Consider the following 16,518-nt stretch of genomic DNA (forward strand, 5'->3'; position numbering starts at 1 on the left):
TTCTCCCGGCAGTAAGAACAGGATGGCAACAAAGGCGCCACCAAAACTATCCAATTCCCACCAAATGAGGAAATCATGCCGCGCACCCCGTGAAAAACCAAGCAGTGCTTTCGCTAGAGAAACACTTTCAACACAGAAACAACAAATTACACGGGAAGGTTGACTGTCTGGCCATATTGCCGGGATCGCAGCATGGTCGGGCCGGCAATCTTGCCGGTCGCCTCAGCGCGCCGCCGCGGCCGCGCCCGCGAACTCTTCGCGCAGCAGCGGGTACAAACGCCGGTAGCGCGCCAGCCGCTCTTCCAGCATGGCGCACGCTTGCGGCGCGATCGTTTCCTGCACGGGCGGACGCGTGCACACCTGCGCGGGCGACAAGCCCGTCACCGCCATCTGCGCCAGGCGCGCCGCACCGAGGGTGCCGCCAGCCACGCCATGGTCGTGCCGCAGCACGTTCAGGCCCGAGGCATTCGCGCATAGCTGGGCCCAGAAGCGGCTGCGCGAACCGCCACCGACGAACGACGCTTCTTCCAGCTGCGTGCCGGCGCTGCGCAGGGCCGCATTGCCGTCGGCCATGGCAAAGGCCACGCCTTCCATCACGCTGTAGGCCAGTTCGGCGCGCCCATGTTCCGTCGACAGGCCAAAAAACACGCCGCGCGCCGTGGCGTCGTTGTGCGGCGTGCGCTCGCCGCTCAGGTAGGGCAAAAAGATCGGCGCCGTGCGCGCTTCCACGCCTTCGGCCAGCGTCACCAACTCTCCGATGGCGGACGACTGCGTCAGCCGCGCCACCCAATTCAGGCTGGACGCGGCGCTGAGGATCACGCTCATCTGGTGCCAGCGCCCGGGCAGGCAGTGGCAGAACGCGTGTACGCCCTGGCCAGGATTGGGTGCGTAGCCATCGCTGCCGGCGAACAGCACGCCCGAGGTGCCCAGCGACAGCAGGCCGGCGCCCGGCTCCACCACGCCCAGGCCCACGGCGGCGGCAGCATTGTCGCCCGCGCCGCCGGCCAGCACCACCGCATGCGCGATGCCCCATTCCTGGCACAGCGCCGGGCGCACCTGCGCGGCGGCATGGCTGCCTTCGACCAGGCGCGGCATGTGCTCGCGCGTCAAACCGGTGGCCGCCAGCATGCGCTCGGACCAGTCGCGTTTGGCCACGTCCAGCCACAGGGTGCCGGAGGCGTCGGACATGTCGGAGATGCAGTCGCCCGTCAGGCGCAGCGCCACGTAATCCTTGGGCAGCAAGACTTTACTGATGGCGCGAAACAGCGACGGCTCGTACTTTTGCAGCCACAGCAGCTTGGGCGCCGTGAAGCCGGGCATGGCCTGGTTGCCCGTGATGGCGCGCGACTCGGGCACCAGCGCTTCGAGTTCCACGCATTCGGCAAAGGCACGCGTATCGTTCCACAAAATGGCCGCGCGCAGCACGTGCTGCTGCTTGTCGAGCAGCGTGGCGCCATGCATCTGGCCCGACAGCGCGATGCCGCGCAAGCCGGAAAACGCCACCGGCTGGGCGCTGCGGATGGCCGCGATCACGTCCAGCGTGGCGTGCCACCAGTCCTCCGGGTTCTGCTCCGACCAGCCGGGATGGGGGCTCGACACGCGCAGGGTCACGCCGCTGCTGGCGAGGATGGTTTGCGCGTCGTCGGTCAGGATGGCCTTGACTTCGGAAGTGCCGATATCGATACCGAGATAGGTCACGATGGTTCCATGAAAAGTGGATGGGCGCCCGCGCACGGCGGCGATTTCACGTTATGGTAATCGCCCGGCGGCGCCAGCAGCACGCCTTTCCGCATACTTTTTCACACTTTGCCGATACGCGCCAGCCAGCGCGTTCAACCATGCTGGCGAAAATCCTTGCGGTAGACATTCGTATCCTTGCCCGATGGCGGCATGCGCGTAAACCGCTCGAAGCGCAGCCCCAGTTTATTGAGCAGATTGATCGACGCCTGGTTCCGCGGCGAGGTGATGCCGTACAGGGTGGGGATGCGCAGCGTGTACCGGGCATGCCGCACGATGGCCGCCGTCGCCTCCCAGGCATAACCCTGGCCCCAGTAGGCGGGCAGCATGGCGTAGCCGATGTCGGGACCGGGCAGGCTGTCGCGGCGTATCATGCCACCCATGCCGATGGCCACGCCGTCGCTGCGGCGTTCGATAATGTAAAAGCAATAGCCATGCTCGCGGAACTGCGCGATCGGACCGGCTTCCAGCGCCGCGCGCGCCGCATCCACGGTATGGATGTTGCGGTCGCCGATATTGGCGATCCACGACGGCTCATTGATCAGTGCCAGGTAGAACGGCGCGTCTGCGGGTGTGAAGGTGCGCAGGCGCAGGCGGGGCGTCTCGATGACGATCACCGATTCTGTCACGGCGCCGCTCATGCCGGCCACTGCATCGGATCGGTCAGCAACTGGTACATCACGTAGGCGTCGACATAACCCAGGTGCGCGTGGCGGTAGGCCAGCGGCAGGGTAGCGACGATGGAAAAGCCCAGCTTTTTCCACAGGGTGACGGCGCCCAGGTTGGTGCTGACGACGAAGTTGAACTGCATCGCCAGGTAGCCCGCGCGGCGCGCTTCTTCCATGCAGTGCACGCCCATCATGCGCCCCACGCCCACGCCCTGCGCGGCCGGGTCGACCATGAATGAGGCATTGGCCACGTGCGATCCATGCCCCGGCTGGTTCGCCACCAGCTTGTACATGCCCAGCAAGCGCTCGCTGCCCATCACGGCCACATAGCTTTGCACGCCGGGGCCGAACCAGTAGGCGTGGCACGCTTCACGCGTGGTATCGGCCGGTAAGGTATAGGTGTCGCCAGCGGCCACCAGGGTCTGGAAAATCGGCCACATGGCGTCGAAGTCGGCTTCCTGGGCCGGGCGGATATCAATTTCTTTCAAGGCGGTGCTCCCGATAACAAGTGATGGCCGATTGTATCAGCGCCCCAGGCGGAAATTGACCGTTTCGGGCCGGCCCGGCAAATGCAGGCGCGATTGCGCGCGCGGCGCCTCGCTGACGATTTTCCCGCGCCGCAGTACCAGGCGCCGCGCCGCGCGCAGGCGCAGCGCTTCGACCGTGGAGCCGCAATCGAGGATCAGCAAGTCCGCATGGCAGCCGGGCGCGATGCCATAGCCGTCCAGGCCCAGGATGCGCGCCGGCGTCTCGGTCACGGCCAAAAAGCAGTCGTGCATCGCTTGCTGGCCCGTCATCTGCGCCACGTGCAGTCCCATGTGCGCCACTTCCAGCATGTCGCCCGAGCCGAGGCTGTACCACGGGTCCATCACGCAGTCGTGGCCAAAGGCGACGGGAATGCCGGCGGCCAGCATCTCGGGCACGCGCGTCATGCCGCGCCGCTTCGGATACGTGTCGTGGCGCGCCTGCAGGGTGATGTTGATGAGGGGGTTGGCAATCGCCGCCACGCCCGCCTCGCGGATCAGCGGCAGCAGCTTGCTCACATAATAATTGTCCATCGAATGCATGGACGTCAGGTGCGAGCCCGTCACCCTGCCCTGCATGCCAAGGCGCTGGCTGTGGAAGGCCAGGGTTTCGATGTGGCGCGACAGCGGGTCATCCGACTCATCGCAATGCATGTCGACCATCAGGCCCCGCTCGCAGGCGAATTCGCACAGCAGGCGCACCGATTCGGCGCCGTCTGCCATGGTGCGCTCGAAATGCGGAATGCCGCCCACCACGTCGACGCCCATGGCAATCGCGCGCTTTAAATTGTCGAAGGCGCCGGGACTGCGCAAGATGCCGTCCTGCGGGAACGCCACCAGTTGCAGGTCGAGATACGGCGCCACTTGCCGCTTGACGTCGAGCAGCGCTTCCACGGCCAGCAGGCGCGGGTCGCAGATATCGACGTGCGAGCGGATAGCCAGCAATCCGCGCGCCACGGCCCAGTCGCAATACTGCAAGGCGCGTTGCACCAGGGCGTCCTGCGTCAGCTGCGGTTTCAGCTCGCCCCACAGGGCGATGCCTTCGAGCAGGGTGCCGGAGGCATTCACGCGCGGCAAGCCGTAGCTGAGCGTGGCGTCCATGTGGAAGTGGGCGTCGACGAACGGCGGCGTGACCAGGTCGCCGGCGGCGTCGATCTCTTGCGCGCCCTGCACGGGCAAGGCGGGGCCGACGGCGGCGATGCGGCCGTCCTCGATGGCGATATCGATGGCGCGGCGCCCGTCGGGCAGGCTGGCATTGCGGATGACTAAGTCCATGCGGACACTCCTTCGGTTGACTACGGTATTTGTTGCTTCCATTGCATTGCCATCTTCTCGCACAAGGATGTTGCAGTGCACGAATATACTCGCTGGCAAAAACCTGGCCATAGATTCGCTGACAACACCTTGCGCGTGCGCAAACTTCCCACAAATGCTGCCAGGCACGTGAATTGGGGCAAAGACACGCCACACGGCCTGAATAAAATAACTTTCAACTAACTCGAATCACCGCTAGAATATTCATATTGCGTTGCATCATAAAAAGTCCATGACTAGCTGTTCAGCACGCTACCCACTTTACAAAACGCGGCCAACTCTGGTTTTCGGGATTTTGCAGAGCGTTTTGCCAGCATTTTAATCCGTACAAAGGAGTAAATATGTTTCCGCTTCCAGAACACATTTCCAGCGCCGCCAAGTCGCAACTGGAAAGCCAGCTGCAAATCTTCAGCACCCTGACCAGCAAAGTCTTCGAAAGCGCCGAGAAAATCATCGCCCTGAACCTGAACGCAGGCAAGGCCGCCCTGTCGCACACGGCAGAGACGGCGCAGCACCTGCTGGCAACGCAAGACCCGCGCGACTTCTTCAGCTACAGTACCAGCCAGGCGCAACCGAATATCGAAAGCGTGCTGGCGTATAGCCGCCAGCTGTTCGGCATCGCCTCGAGCACCCAGGCGGAATTGCTGGCCTCGGCCAAGGCCCGCCTCGATGCCGCCGCACCTGCTGCCGTCCCTGCCCCGGCAGCGGCCAAGCCGGCGCTGGCTGCTGTACCTGCTACTGCGGCGCCTGCGCCCAAGCCGGCCGCCGCACCGGCACCGTCGCCAGTGGCAGCAGCACCTGCGCCCGCCGCCAAGCCTGCGCCAGCCAAGCCGGTCGAAGTGGCCAAGCCTGCCGCCAAGGCAGCACCCGCCCCTGTTGCAGCGCCGGCAGCCAAGCCAGCGGCAGCACCGGCCAAGGTTGCCGAGAAGGTCGCCGACAAGCCCGCCGTGAAAACCGTCGAAGCCAAGCCAGTGGCCAAGCCCGCACCCGCACCTGTACCCGCCGCCGCCGCGCCAGTAAAAACCGCCGCGCCAGCGCCAGTCAAGCCTGCCGCGAAACCATTTCCTTCCAGCAAACAAGTCGCCAAGCCGGCCAGCGCCGCCGGCAAGACCGTGGCCAAGGTTGCCGTGAAGCACGCTCCTGCGCCGGCCGCCAAGCCGGTGGCCAAGGCAGCACCCAAGGGCGCGCCATCGAAACAGCTCGACATGCTGGGCAACGGCAAAGGCAGCGGCCGCAAATAAGAACGCCTATCAAAACCTACTGCGCGTCGTAATTTGCGGCCTGCGATGCTCACTGTACCTTCGTACAGTTGCGCTTCTCGGCCACAACTTCCTTCCGCTCGCTACGGTTTTGTTACGCGTTGCAAGCCGCGCGCACGGTACTGACGCAGCAAAACAACGGGCTACGGCCCGTTTTTTGCGTGCCCGCCCACAGCGCGCTTTTCCGCCTTGTTGTATCCTACGCGTACTTTCCGTCCGCGTGCCCGTCCTTCCGCCCCGCGACACCCCATTACTCAAAACAAAAGGTAACCATGAGTTTATCGAGGCTCATCGCCGGCTTCGTGCGTCAGCATTGGCCGGCGTATGCCGCCGCCGCCGTCATGCTGACCGGCGTGGCGACACTGACCGTCTGGATCCCGCGCCGCGTGGGCGCCATCATCGACGCGCTGGCCGCGCACCGCATGACGGCTGCCGAACTGTGGCTGGAGCTGCTGACCCTGCTCGCCGTCGGCGTCGTCATTTACTTTCTGCGCGTGGGCTGGCGCATCACCCTGTTCAAGGCCGCCTACCAGCTGGGCGTGATGCTGCGCACGCGCTTCTATACGCGCATGTCGCAGCAGGGCGCATCCTTTTACCAGAACCAGCGCACGGGCGACCTGATGGCGCTGGCGACGAACGACATCGACGCCATCGAAATGGCCGCCGGCGAAGCCATGCTGGCCGGCTTCGACGGCACCTTGACCTTGCTGATGGTGCTGGGCATCATGCTGCTGGGCGTGGACTGGCGCCTGGCCTGCATCGCCTTGCTGCCCTTCCCGCTGATGGGACTGGCCTTCTGGCGCATTTCCAGCCATATCCACACGGCGTCGACCGATTCGCTGCAACGCTTTTCCGCGCTGAACGACCATGTGCAGGAATCGCTGTCGGGCGTGCGCACCCTGCGCGCGCTGGGTCTGGAAGAGCGCAGCAGCAAGCAGTTCTCCACCCTGGCCGGCCATGCAGCCAACGCCAGCCTGACGGCGCAGCGCTGGGAAGCGGCGTATGAACCGGCCGTCGGCCTGACCCTGACGGCCGCCACCGCGCTGACCCTGGGCCTGGGCGGCTACCTCGTATGGCAAGACCAGCTGACCATCGGCGCGCTGACGAGCTTTTCCATGTACCTGGGACAGCTGATCTGGCCCATGTTCGCCGCCGGCTGGGTGCTCTCGTTGATCGAACGTGGCCGCGCCGCCTGGCAGCGCTTGCAACCCATGTTAGACGCGCCGCTGGCCATCGACGACCACGGAACGATCGATACGCTGACGCCCGGCCCCCTGCAATTGCAGGATATCGGCTTCGCCTACGCGGGCCAGACGGCGCCGGCCCTGTCCGGCATTTCGCTGCTGTTGCAGCCGGGCCAGACTCTGGGTTTAGTGGGCCCTACCGGCAGCGGCAAGTCGACCCTGCTGCGCGTGCTGCTGCGCCAGGTCACGCCGCAATCAGGCACGGCCACCTGGAGCGGTCAGCCGCTCGATGCGTACACTCTGCATGCGCTGCGCGCGGCCATCAGCTGGGTGCCGCAGGAGTCCTTTTTATTCTCCGCCAGCATCGCCGACAATATCGCCCTGGCCCGTCCCGGCGCCACGCGCGAAGACGTGGAACGGGCGGCGCAGCTGGCCGACATCCACGACGATATCCTGCAATTCCCCGAAGGCTATGCCACCCACGTGGGCGAAAAGGGCATCACCCTGTCCGGCGGCCAGCGCCAGCGCGTGGCGATCGCCCGCGCCCTCCTGGCCGACAACGGCTTGCTGCTGCTCGACGATGCCTTATCCGCCGTCGACACGGGCACGGAGACGCGCATCCTGCAGCACCTGGAAGAGCTGCGCCGCAAGCGCCCCGAGCGCAGCGCCATCATCGCCAGCCACCGCCTGAGCGCCGTCGTCAACGCCGACCTGATCCTGGTGCTGCGCGATGGCCACGTGACGGAAACGGGCAGCCACGACGCGCTGATGCAGCGCGACGGCTGGTACGCCAGCCAGTGGCGCTATCAACAACTGGAGGCCAGCCTCAATGCCATCTAAGACCGACCAAGCCAGCACCGCCACGCCATCCGTGCGCCGCCAGGCCGCGCAAGCCATCGGCCTGCTGCGCCGCGCCGCCGCGCCCGACCTGCGCCATTTATACTGGGCCACCTTCTGGCTGATCCTCGCCGCCGCGCTGGAAGTGACGGGGCCGATTCTGGGCAAGGCCCTGATCGACCAGCATCTGCTGCCGCGCCACCTGGACTGGACGCGCATGTCGCTGCTGCTGGGTGGCTGCCTGCTGACGGGCTGGGTCGCTTCCGGCCTGCGCTATTTGCAGCTGGTGCGCCTGTCCGGCCTGGCCATGCGCTCGGTGCAGCGCCTGCGCGAAACCGTGTATCAACACGTGCTGCGCCTGCCCATGGCCTTTTTCGACCGCGCCATCACGGGCCAGCTGGTCAGCCGCGTCACCAACGATACGGAAGCGGTGAAATCGCTGTACGTGCAGGTGCTGTTCGTCATCCTCGACAGCTCCATCGTGCTGGTCGGCACCATGGCCGCCATGGCCTTCCTCGACTGGCGGCTGATGCTGATCGTGCTGGCCCTGCTGCCGGCCGTGCTGGTGATCGTCTTTTTGTACCAGCGCTGGAGCGCGCCGGCCGTCACGCGCGCGCGCGCCCTGCGCAGCGAGATCAACGGGCAGATCGCCGAATCGATCGGCGGCATGAGCGTGCTGCAGGCGAATAACGCGGAAAAAACGCTTCGGCGCGCGCTTCACGGGCATCAACCAGGATCACTACACGGCGCGCATGCAGGAATTGCGCGCCAACGCCTGGCTGCTGCGCCCCGCGCTCGACATGCTCAACATCGTGCTGCTGGCCGTCGTCATCTTCAGCTTCGGCCAGCGCGAGATGGGCGCCCTGGAAGTGGGCGTGCTGTACGCGTTCATCAGCTATATCGCGCGCGTGATCGAGCCGCTGATCCAGATCACCATGCAATTCAGCCAGCTGCAGCAGTCGGTGGTGGCGACGGCACGCGTCTCGGCCCTGCTGGACGAAGCGCAGGCGCTGGAACACGCGCAGGGAAGACAAACACCGGCCCTGCGGCAGGCGACAGCGGACAGCGACGTGCCCGCCGTGGACATCGCGCGCCTGACCTTCGCCTACGTGGAAAACCAGCCCGTGCTGCACGACCTGTCGCTGAGCATTCCGCAGGGCGCGTTTTTTGGCATCGTCGGCCACACGGGCAGCGGCAAGTCGACTTTGCTCTCGCTGCTGCTGCGCTTTTACCCCGTCACGCAGGGCAGCATCGCCATCAATGGCGTCGCCCTCGACAGCATCGACAACGAGCACTTCCGCGCCGACGTGGGCCTGGTGCCGCAAGACCCCTTCCTGCTGGCCGCCTCGGCGCGCGAAAACATCGACATGGGCCGCGGCTACACGCAGCAGCAGATCGAGACGGCGGCGCGCGCCGCGCATGCGCACGACTTCATCGCCGCGCTGGAACACGGCTACGATACGCCGCTGGGCGAAGGCGGCTCGCGCCTGTCGTCGGGGCAGAAACAGCTGATCGCGATTGCCCGCGCGCTGGCCGGCCAGCCGCGCATCTTGCTGCTGGACGAGGCGACCTCGCGCATCGATAGCCAGACCGAGCAGATCGTGCAGCTGGCCCTCAACGAGTTGCGCGGCAAGGTCACCATCATCGCCATCGCGCACCGCCTGTCGACTATCCGCGAGGCCGACCGGATCATCGTGCTCAATCACGGCCGCATCACGGAAGCGGGAGCCCACGAAGAACTGATGCAGATCGAGGGCGGTTTGTACCAGCGCCTGTACCTGCTGCAGCAACTGGCAGTTTGATAGGCACAGGGCGCCGTTGCGCGGCGCCACTTTTTTTCTGTACGGCATTAAAAATGCCGACCGGACGGGAGTATATTCATCTGGCGGGCAGTGCCGACGGCCCCAACCACACTTCCGGGGGACGCCATGCGCAGCAAACTGTCGATCAGGAATATCTTTGCCGCCATCTTCCTGCTTAGAGCCACCCCTTTAAAGGTGCGTCGTCACAGATGAGATAAAACCTGCACTCTTTGTCGCAAACATCATCTAACTGGGATAGGAGGAAACTGCCATGATGATGAATGCTGTGGTATCGCACTGCGCAAAAATCAGCCCGCTGACTGTAATGGCAAGGCTGGCGCTGCAACGTGCCCTCGACCCTGCTTGGGTCGATGCACTTTTCGAGCGTGAACGTGGCGCCCAATACCAGAGGGAGCTACTGTTCTCGACGACAGTCGAACTGATGTCCGTGGTCGCAGTTGGGCTGCGGCCATCGCTTCACGCTGCAGCGCAGGCTTACCCTGATTTGCCTGTTTCGGTGCAAGCTTTATATGACAAGGTCAAGCATACCGAGCCGAACCTGGTACGGGCTCTGGTCACCGGCAGCGTCGAGCGCCTTGGAGATGTGATCACGCCATTTTTGCAGGGGAATGCACCGCTGGTTCCGGGTTACCGCACCCGAATCGTGGACGGTAACCATTTGCCTGCAAGCGAAAAGCGGTTGAAGCCTTTACGCGCCTTTCGCGGCGCCGCATTGCCTGGCCAGTCCCTTGTGGTGTATGACCCTGATTCGGGCCTGGTCGTCGATATGGAGCCTTGCGAAGATGCACACTCGCAGGAACGCGCCGTGATGCCGCCGCTACTAGAGCGTTCGCATCCGGGCGACCTGTGGATTGCTGATCGCAACTTCAGCACGCGCATGATCCTGTCCGAATGGGATCGCCGTGGGTGTGCCTTCATCGTGCGTGAGCACGGTCGTACGCCCAATCCGGCACCGCTCGACGAGCTGACATATCGAGGGAGAATCGCGACCGGCGCCGTCTTTGAACAGTGCGTTGCCATCCCTGGAGCTACAGGACAGAAGGTAGCATTACGTCGTATTGAACTGCAACTTTACAAGCCCACTGACGATGGCGAAATGATGCTCCGATTACTGACGAATCTACCAAAAGAGCATTTCAGCGCACGTGCCATTGCTCGCCTATACAGCAAGCGCTGGCGGATCGAGACAATGTTCCAGCGGCTCGAATCGGTCTTGCACAGTGAAGTCAAGACTCTCGGACACCCGCGCGCAGCCCTGTTCGCGTTCGGCACCGCGATCCTGGCCTATAACGTGCTGACTGTCTTGCAGCGCGCGGTAAGCACCGCGCATGACTTGGTTGCCAGCGGCATTGAGCTATCGCCGTTTTATGTGGCCGTGGAGGTACGAGCGCACTATGCCGGCATGGTGATGGCTGTGCCAACCAAAGCATGGCGGCGCTACGACGCCATGTGTGCATCAGAGCTGAGCAAATTACTGCTTCAGATTGCCGCTTACGCCAAACCAAAAACGCTGCGCAAACACCCTCGCGGCCCGAAAAAAACAGCGAAAAAAGGCTACGTGGCCGGTGCTGTTGCCAGACGCCACGTATCAACGGCACGGGTATTAAAAGACGGGGCTGTCAATGTACACCTTTAAAGGGGTGCTGCTTAGAGCCTATCCCAGTAGGGAGCGTCTTCTGCTGGCCGCGCATCAGGAGCGCGGATAAGGCGTGAGGAGGACGCGTGGCGAGCCACGCAACGACGATCAACGCAGTCCCCGCTTCTGAGGGGCGCCAGCAGGAGATGTATTCATCTACTGGGATAGGCTCTCAGCCTGGCGCTCTCCATCGTCAGCCTGCTGGCCCTGTTCCGCGTCGCCACCAAACAGGCTGAAGCGAACCAGGTCACTGAAACGCGCTTCCAATCCTATCTGCTGGCCGATGAATTGCGGCAAAGCTCGGACGACCTGACCCGGCTGGCCCGCACCTACGTCGTCACGGGCGACGTCAGCTACGAGCAGCAATACATGGATATCCTCGACATCCGCAACGGCAAGAAGCCGCGCCCCGCCCACTACGAGCGCATCTACTGGGACTTCGTGGCGGCGGGCATGCCGGTGCCGGCGTCGACGGGCCCCAGCGTGCCACTGGCCGAGCTGATGCGCAAAGCCGGCTTCAGCGAGCAGGAATTCGCCAAACTGCAAGAGGCCCAGACCAATTCCGACGGCCTGGTGAAGACCGAGGTGATCGCCATGAACGCCGTCAAGGGCTTGTTCGACGACGGCAGCGGCAACTTTACCAAGAAGGGTCCGCCCGACCTGGAAATGGCCCGCACCATCATGCACGATGCCCAATACCACCGCAACAAGGGCAAGATCATGCAGCCGGTGAATGAATTTCTCACGCTGCTAGACCAGCGCACGAGCGCGGCCGTGCAGACGGCGACGGGCGGCACCATGGCGGCCTATTCCGTCACCGTCGGCGTGCTGCTGGTGTCGGTCATGGTTTCGCTGCTGTGCCTGTTCCTCGTGTACCGCCACATCAAACGCAACCTGGACCAGGCGATCGCCACGGCGCAATTGATCGCCGGCGGCGACCTGAGCATCGATGCCGTCATCGAACGGGCCGACGAAATCGGCGTGCTGCTACACGCGATGAACACCATCAACGCCAACCTGACGGGGCTGATCGGCGACATCCGCAGCAGCACCGGCGAAATGTCGGTCGCCACGCACGAAATCGCGCTGGGCAATGCCGACCTGTCGGCGCGTACTGAAGCGCAAGCCAGTTCCCTCGAAGAAACGGCCAGTTCGATGGAAACGCTGACGGCGACGGTGCGGCAAAACGCCAGCAACGCCGGCGAGGCAAACCAGCTGGCCGCCACCGCCTCGGCCGTCGCCGTGCTGGGCGGCGCCGTCGTCGCCCAGGTGGTCAACACGATGGGCGCCATCAAGGAAAGTTCGAGCCAGATCGCCGACATCATCGGCGTCATCGACGGCATCGCCTTCCAGACCAACATCCTGGCCTTGAACGCCGCCGTCGAGGCGGCGCGGGCGGGCGAACAGGGACGCGGCTTCGCCGTCGTCGCCGGCGAGGTGCGCAGCCTGGCCCACCGCAGCGCTGCCGCCGCCCAGGAAATCAAGACCCTGATCGGCGCCTCCGTGGAACGGGTCGACGCCGGCAGCAAACTGGTCGACGAGGCGGGGCGCACCATGGCGCTGGTAGTGGAATCGATCCAGAAGGTGGCCGCCATCATGAGCGAGATCACCAGCGCCAGCCACGAGCAAAGCGCGGGGATCAGCGAGGTCAACCAGGCAGTCACGCAGATGGACAACATCACGCAACAGAATGCCGCCCTGGTCGAGCAGGCGGCCGCTGCTGCCGAAAGCCTGCAGGAACAGGCGCAAGCCCTGATCGAGGCCGTCGCCATCTTCCGCCTGAAAGGCAGCCCGCCGGCCACGGCCGCCCTGGCCCTGCGCTGACATGCAGCCAAAGTGTGCACTTTCGCAAAAATCTGCACACAGCATGATATTTCTTGATTGCAACATCATATAATCGTTGCAAACAGGCATGGTCATTGCGAGGGCGGGAAGTTGGCAGGCAGACACACACGGGCATCGTGGCGAAGGGCGCATTGGCTGCTGGTACTGGCCTGCCTGCTGCCGCCTGCCGTCCAGGCACAGATCGACAACCTTGAGCAGCATATCGCCGCCGTGCGCGAAGATGGCCGTTTCGTGCCCGCGCGCGCCCTGCAGCGCCTGCAAGAGGTGGAAACGCAGGCGCGCAGCGCGCCCCTGCCCGTGCGTGCGGAATTCCTTGCCCAGCTGAGCAACGCCCGCATGCGCCTGGGGCAGAACGATATCGCCATGCAGCTGGCCGAGGAGCTGATCGCCTACGCCCGCATGAACAAGAGCGACGTGGCGCTGGCGAAAGGCATGCTCAGCAAGGCCTACATCACGTTTGCCAGGAACGAAGGCCGCGCTTCGCATCTGCTGGCCTTCGAAGCGGAAAAGATCGCCAACCGCACGGACGACCTGCCCGTGCGCGTGCAGGCCACCATCAGCGCGGGCCAGTCGTGGGCCGAGGAAGGCAATTTCCCGTTTGCGCTGGCCAAGCTGCAAGCGGCCGTCGACCTGGCGCGCCAGAGCAATTCCCCCTCCAGCCTGGCCGCCGCCCTGAATGCCCTCACCCTGCTGCACACGCAGATGCGCGAATACGACAAGGGCTTCGAAGTGCTCGACGAGCTGCTCGCCGTCTGCGCCACCCTGGCATCGCCGGGCCGCATGGCGCAGGCGAAGAATACGGAATACGGGCTGGCGCTCGACGCGCAGCAGCCGCAACGGGGCCAGCGCGCCCTGCTGGCGGCTCTGGCGCTGGAACGCCAGCTGGGCGCCAGCGGCATGGTGGCCGTGACCCTCGTCAATCTGTCGGACAGCTATCTGAAAGAAAGCGATTATGCGCGCGCCCTGCGCTTTGCGAACGAAGCCATCACGGCGGCGCGCCTGGTCAACGATGAACAGGTGGAGGCGACGGCACGCCTGAACATCGGCCAGGCGCTGATCGGCCAGGGACGCTTGCAGGAAGGCAAGCAAAGCGTGGCCACGGGCCTGGCCTACTACGAGCGCACGGCCAACCAGCCGGACATGCAGGCCGTGCTGCTGGAGTACGGCATGGCGCTGGAAAAGGCGGGCGACATGCGCGGCGCCGTCACGGCCTACCACCGCGAGCGGAGCATTTCCAACCAGCTGTTCGAAAAGCAGCGGCAAAAGGCCGTGTATGAATTACAAGAAAAATATGAGGCGGAAAAGAAGCAGCGCCAGATCGAGCTGCTCAGCCGCGAAAATCAGCTGAAGAGCACGGAGATCGACAACCGCCGCCTGCAGCAGCGCGTGTGGTGGCTGCTGGCGCTGGTGCTGGCCATGGCATCCGTCATCGTCAGCTTGCTGTACCGCAAGGTGCGCCACGCGAACGTGCAACTGAAGGTGAAGAACCAGGAACTCAAGCGCCAAAGCTCGCGCGACCCGCTGACGGCGCTGTACAACCGCCGCCATTTCCAGGAATTCATGCGCAGCCATGCGGGCAAGCCGCAGCCGTCCTGCGGCGGCGATGTCGTGGGGGCAATGTTCCTGCTCGACGTCGACCATTTCAAGCACATCAACGACCGTTACGGCCACGCGGCGGGTGACCTGGTGCTGACGACGATCGCCGAAACCTTGCACGACGTGCTGCGTGAAACGGACATGATCGTGCGCTGGGGCGGCGAGGAATTCCTCGCCTTCCTGCCCGCCGTCGCGCGGGACGGCCTCGACGATATCGCGCGGCGCATCCTCAACGGCATGGCGGCGCAAGTCATCCGCTACCAGGGACAGGCCATCCAGGTACACGTGTCCGTGGGCTTTGCGCCCTACCCGCTGACGCCGCTGGGACGGCCGCTCACGTGGGAACGCAGCGTCAACCTGATCGACATGGCGCTATACCTGGCCAAGGCGCATGGGCGCAACCGGGCATATGGCTTGCGCGGTTTTCAGCAGGTGGAAAGAACGACTCTGGAAGCGGTGGAGCAAGACCTGGAACGCGCGTGGCGCGACGGCTTTGTCGATTTGAGCGTGGTGCTGGGGGGAACGGACGGAATGGATAGTAGCAATACAGGGACAGCGGCGCATGGCAAGCAGGCAGGCGCCAGCGATGGCGTCGCGGCAGCTGCCATCACCTGACGGCAGCTGCGGGCTGGCGCGCTTATTGCAAGTATTACTTGTGCGCGGCGTCCTGCATCTTTTCGCCGGCTTTTTCCACTTTCTTGCCGACGGCATCGGCCGCTTCGCTCATTTTCTTGTCGGCGTCAGCGGCGACCTGGTCCATCTTGGCGCCCGTCTCGGAAGCGGCCTGACTCACGGCGGCATCGGCTTTGCTAGCGGCGGCCTTGATGTCGGCTTCAGCCTTGGCAGCGGCCGCATCGATCTTCTGGCCAGCTTGTTCCGCAGGACCGGCAGCGACATCATCCTTCTTCTGGCAGGCAGCCAGTGCCACAACCATCATCCCGGCGGCGCACACGGTCATCCAATTTTTGCTTACTTTCATGATATTCCCTTTCATTATTATCAAAAGACACAGATCAGTTCGCAATATACACCTGCCTAAAATTTTCTAGCGTGCGCTAACGCACATAAAAACAGGCTTTTGTGGCGTAGTTGTAAGCAATGGTATCTTGATATTTTTTACGGTGCCTTTTCCGATGGGCACCATGTAGCTGTGCGCTACTGGCCCGGCGCAGCGTCCAGCAGCGAACGTTCGAGCAATTGCGACAACGCCGTGCGCAGCGCCTGCGTGCGCGCCGCCAGTTCCGGCCGCTTGTAGCGCTCGGCGGCGATCAGGCTGTTTTCCAGGCAGACGCGGTCGCTTTTCGCCAGGCAAGCGTCGGCCAGGTCGAGCTGGCCGCTCGCTTGCGCCACTTTGACCTTGGCATCGAGTTCCAGCGTGTCGGGATCATCGCCCCAGCGTTTCACGTAGATGGCCAGGCGCGATGCGGCCACGTCCGGCTTGCCCGCATCGAGGGCCTGGTTGACGCTGTCCTGCAGCGCCGTCCACGCCTGCGCCCGCTGCTGTTGCCGGTCGCAAGTAGCGGCGGATTTGGTGATGTTCGCCTGCAAGCGTTTGACCTGCACGGCGGGCGCCCTGGCGCTTTTCAGCACGGCCAGCGCACTGCGCGCCCCGTCCAGGTCGCACTGCGCCGCCAGCGCAGTGGCGGCTTCGACCTGTTCCGCCACGCTGGCCGGCTTGTCGGCCGGCTTGTTGAAGAACCAGATACCGGTCAGCACCACGGCCGCCGCGATCCAGGTGCGCAAGCGCACGGGTGGGCGTGGCGGCGGCACCGACCCCTTGATGGCAGGCTTGGCGGGCGGCGCCTTGGCCGGCGCAGTTGCAGCTGCGGGTGCAGGTGCGGCAGCCGGTGGCAGGACGGGCTGGGGAGCAGGAGCGGGCTGAGGCGCGGCTTGCGGTGCAGGAACGGACGGGGCGACGGGCACCGGCGGCGGCATGCGCGGCAGCGGGGGCGGCGCTGGCAGTTTCTCCAGAACCGGCGCTGCAGCCACCTGGCGCGCGCCGCAAAACGGGCAATGCGCCACGCGCAGCGGCAAGGTTCGGCCGCAAGCGGCGTTGATGCAAACTTCATTCACTGTTTCAGACACGTTCCAACCT

11 protein-coding genes and 1 pseudogene are annotated in these 16,518 nt (G+C 64.4%); 6 read left to right on the top strand and 6 right to left on the bottom strand.

Features of this window, described 5'->3' with window-relative positions; genetic code table 11:
- Window positions 1-222: 222 nt before the first annotated feature.
- The 4 genes from xylB to C8C92_RS23510 all read right to left on the bottom strand — a co-directional run bounded on the left by xylB (window position 223) and on the right by C8C92_RS23510 (window position 4,204).
- Window positions 223-1,698 (bottom strand): xylulokinase, encoded by a 1,476-nt coding sequence (gene xylB, locus C8C92_RS23495; RefSeq protein ID WP_116745380.1) that lies wholly within the window; start codon window positions 1,696-1,698, stop codon window positions 223-225.
- Between the two features lie 134 nt (window positions 1,699-1,832).
- Entirely contained in the window at window positions 1,833-2,378 is a 546-nt protein-coding gene (locus C8C92_RS23500; RefSeq protein ID WP_243420336.1) for a GNAT family N-acetyltransferase, read from the bottom strand.
- Window positions 2,375-2,893 carry a GNAT family N-acetyltransferase gene (locus tag C8C92_RS23505; RefSeq protein WP_116745381.1) on the bottom strand — a complete coding sequence of 173 codons (519 nt, stop codon included), beginning with the start codon at window positions 2,891-2,893 and terminating at the stop codon, window positions 2,375-2,377. Before C8C92_RS23505 ends, C8C92_RS23500 begins: the two co-directional genes overlap by 4 nt.
- A gap of 36 nt (window positions 2,894-2,929) precedes the next feature.
- A complete protein-coding gene (locus C8C92_RS23510) occupies window positions 2,930-4,204 on the bottom strand; it encodes an amidohydrolase family protein (protein ID WP_116745382.1) in 1,275 nt (424 codons plus the stop codon).
- Window positions 4,205-4,584: 380 nt separating this feature from the next.
- Between C8C92_RS23510 and C8C92_RS23515 the strand changes: the two genes are divergently transcribed.
- The 6 genes and pseudogenes from C8C92_RS23515 (at window position 4,585) to C8C92_RS23540 (ending at window position 15,038) form a co-directional block, all read left to right on the top strand.
- Window positions 4,585-5,484, top strand: coding sequence for a phasin family protein (locus C8C92_RS23515; protein WP_116745383.1), 900 nt, complete (start codon window positions 4,585-4,587; stop codon window positions 5,482-5,484).
- Between the two features lie 290 nt (window positions 5,485-5,774).
- On the top strand, window positions 5,775-7,526 hold the full coding sequence (locus C8C92_RS23520) for an ABC transporter transmembrane domain-containing protein (RefSeq protein WP_116745384.1): 1,752 nt from the start codon (window positions 5,775-5,777) through the stop codon (window positions 7,524-7,526).
- Window positions 7,516-9,325: pseudogene (locus tag C8C92_RS23525) on the top strand (ABC transporter transmembrane domain-containing protein). The gene C8C92_RS23520 and the pseudogene C8C92_RS23525 overlap by 11 nt, the downstream one beginning before the upstream one ends.
- 325 nt (window positions 9,326-9,650) lie before the next feature.
- Window positions 9,651-10,982: an IS4 family transposase gene (locus C8C92_RS23530; RefSeq protein ID WP_099764462.1), complete on the top strand. Its 1,332-nt coding sequence runs from the start codon at window positions 9,651-9,653 to the stop codon at window positions 10,980-10,982.
- 288 nt (window positions 10,983-11,270) lie between these two features.
- Window positions 11,271-12,806, top strand: coding sequence for a methyl-accepting chemotaxis protein (locus tag C8C92_RS23535; protein ID WP_279340945.1), 1,536 nt, complete (start codon window positions 11,271-11,273; stop codon window positions 12,804-12,806).
- Window positions 12,807-12,917: 111 nt separating this feature from the next.
- Window positions 12,918-15,038: a GGDEF domain-containing protein gene (locus C8C92_RS23540; protein ID WP_243420337.1), complete on the top strand. Its 2,121-nt coding sequence runs from the start codon at window positions 12,918-12,920 to the stop codon at window positions 15,036-15,038.
- 34 nt (window positions 15,039-15,072) lie between these two features.
- Here the strand turns inward: C8C92_RS23540 and C8C92_RS23545 are convergent, their stop codons facing one another.
- A complete protein-coding gene (locus C8C92_RS23545) occupies window positions 15,073-15,402 on the bottom strand; it encodes a hypothetical protein (RefSeq protein ID WP_099762364.1) in 330 nt (109 codons plus the stop codon).
- A 176-nt stretch (window positions 15,403-15,578) separates the two neighbouring features.
- A complete protein-coding gene (locus C8C92_RS23550) occupies window positions 15,579-16,508 on the bottom strand; it encodes a hypothetical protein (protein WP_133250819.1) in 930 nt (309 codons plus the stop codon).
- Between the last annotated feature and the right edge of the window lie 10 nt (window positions 16,509-16,518).

Origin of the sequence: Janthinobacterium sp. 78 (assembly GCF_003096775.1) — a bacterium.
GTDB lineage: Bacteria > Pseudomonadota > Gammaproteobacteria > Burkholderiales > Burkholderiaceae_D > Janthinobacterium > Janthinobacterium tructae.